Raw genomic sequence first — 2253 nt, 5'->3', positions numbered from 1 at the left:
ACATTAAACTTCCTTTGATCTTTTAAGTTTTATGAGAGAGCTATTTTAAGAGGAGCGGAATGAGGGAAGTAGGTACAGACAGTGACTATAAACCTATAACAGATTAAATATTGAAGTGTTATTATTTTGAATTCGGCTTTAGGGAAGGGGATTTGCGTTTGGCGAAGTATCAAGAGTTAGTGGAACAGCTTAAAAGGCAGATAAAATCGGGGATATGGCATCCGGGTGACAAGCTGCCTTCTCTGCGTCGCCAATCTGAACACTCGGGTTTAAGCTTGATGACGGTGTTGCATGCCTATCAAATTCTGGAATCTCAAGGCTGGGTAACGTCACAGCCGCGCTCTGGTTATCGAGTCGCTCCCAATATTAAGAGTTCAAATGAACCCCAAGCGCCAGCCGCGGTTTCGTGGACAGAGCAGGTAGACATCAATGAGTTTATCTTTGATGTTCTGCAGGCGAGTAAAAATCCATCCATGATCAATTTTGGCTTTGCCTATCCAGACCCAAGTTTGTATCCACGCTATCACGTGAATCGGGCGATGAGCGCAGCCGCTCGCAATATGCCGATTTCCACCACCTTTGATAACTTACCGCCGGGAAACGAACAATTACGCACCATCATCGCGAAGCGTTATGCTGCGAAAGGCATTGAAATTTCACCCGATGAAATTGTCATTACGGCAGGCGCGCTGGAGGCGTTAACGCTCAGTTTGCAAGCCAGCACAAGACCGGGAGATTGGGTGGTTGTGGAGTCGCCTGCATTTTATGGTGCATTGCAATCCTTAGAGCGGTTAGGTTTGAAAGCGCTCTCAGTAAGAACAGACCCAGTCACGGGCATTGACCTAGACTCATTGGAACGAGCGCTGCAAACACACGATGTGAAAGCATGTTGGCTGATGTCGAACTTCCAAAATCCTCTGGGTTTTACGCTCACCAACGAGAAAAAACAAAAGCTGATTGAACTGACACAGCGATATAACGTGCCAGTGATTGAAGATGACGTGTACAGCGAACTGCATGCAGGGAATGACTCGGTTTATCCACTAAGAATGTTTGATGACACGGGCAATACCATGTTGTGCTCCTCGTTTTCAAAATCATTAATCGCAGGACTACGTATTGGTTGGGTTGCGGCGGGAAAGCGGGCGCTAGAGGTACAAAAGTTACAGTTAATGAGTACATTAGCGACGAGTGCACCAGTGCAAATGACATTGGTGCACTATTTAACAAGCCGCAATTATGAATCGCATTTGAAGCAGTTACGGAAAAAGCTGTTTGAACGTAAAAGTAAGATGACGGATCTGCTTAATGAGCTGTTACCTGAAGAAGTCAACGTGTTAAGCCAAAGCGGCGGGTACTTTATTTGGTTAGAGCTTCCCAAGCATATCGACGGCTTGCAGATATATCGAGAATCGCTAAAAGATAATATCAGCATCGCGCCGGGAAAGATGTTCAGCCTGACAGAACAATACGATCACTGTATTCGTCTTAACGCTTCTTTTGAGCTCAATGACAAATACGTTCATGCTCTCAATCTGCTTGCCAACATTATTCGCGATCATTTGGCGAAATAGCGACTTTCTTCATTTTTTGGGTTTAATGGAGCGCGCCGGATTTCCAACGACTCGATCGCCCGGCGCAACGTCTTTGGTTACGACAGAGCCAGCGCCGACGACGGCCTCATCGCCAATGGTCACGCCCGGCAGTATGATTGCGCCCCCACCAATCCAAACGTTATTGCCAATTGTTACCGGTTTGGCGATCTCATCTCCGGCTAAGCGTCTTTGTGTATCGAGTGAATGAGCGGCTGTGTAAATTTGCACTCTAGGCCCAATCATGACGTTCGCGCCAACCTCAACCTGCCCATTGTCCAGAATAATGGCATCCCAGTTGATGTAGGTGTTTTCTCCGATGGACAAGTGACAACCGTAGGTAAGTTGTAGCGGTGGCTCTATACAGGCGCTGTTTTTTAATTGGACGCCCATTTCCGCCAATAGTTGTCTACGGATATCTGGGTTTGGCTCGTGGTTAAATTGGAAGACAAGCTGCGCAGTTTTGGCGCGCATTAGCTTTAGTTCTTCATCCAGACAATTATAGGCTTCTCCAGAGCGCATCCGAGTCAGTTCTGACATAACAATCATTCCATCAATGTTATTTGCAATAAGGTGCATAATAGGTGAGAGTGATTCGAAGTGAAAATTTGATGCTTAAAAATCAGAAAGTTATCACTGATTTACCTTGCGTATCCAGTTG

2 protein-coding genes are annotated in these 2253 nt (G+C 46.1%); one reads left to right on the top strand and one right to left on the bottom strand.

Translation table 11 applies throughout. From position 1 onward, the window contains the following. Window positions 1–158: 158 nt before the first annotated feature. Entirely contained in the window at window positions 159–1574 is a 1416-nt protein-coding gene (locus tag CAG68_RS09235; protein ID WP_086047618.1) for an aminotransferase-like domain-containing protein, read from the top strand. A 9-nt stretch (window positions 1575–1583) separates the two neighbouring features. Here CAG68_RS09235 and CAG68_RS09230 read toward each other — a convergent pair whose 3' ends face one another. Beyond that, window positions 1584–2132, bottom strand: coding sequence for a DapH/DapD/GlmU-related protein (locus CAG68_RS09230; protein ID WP_161441032.1), 549 nt, complete (start codon window positions 2130–2132; stop codon window positions 1584–1586). Window positions 2133–2253: the final 121 nt, after the last annotated feature.

It is taken from the genome of Vibrio sp. V42_P2S4T144 (assembly GCF_009904715.1).
Taxonomy (GTDB): domain Bacteria; phylum Pseudomonadota; class Gammaproteobacteria; order Enterobacterales; family Vibrionaceae; genus Vibrio; species Vibrio alginolyticus.
This window is presented reverse-complemented; position numbering and strand designations above follow the sequence as displayed.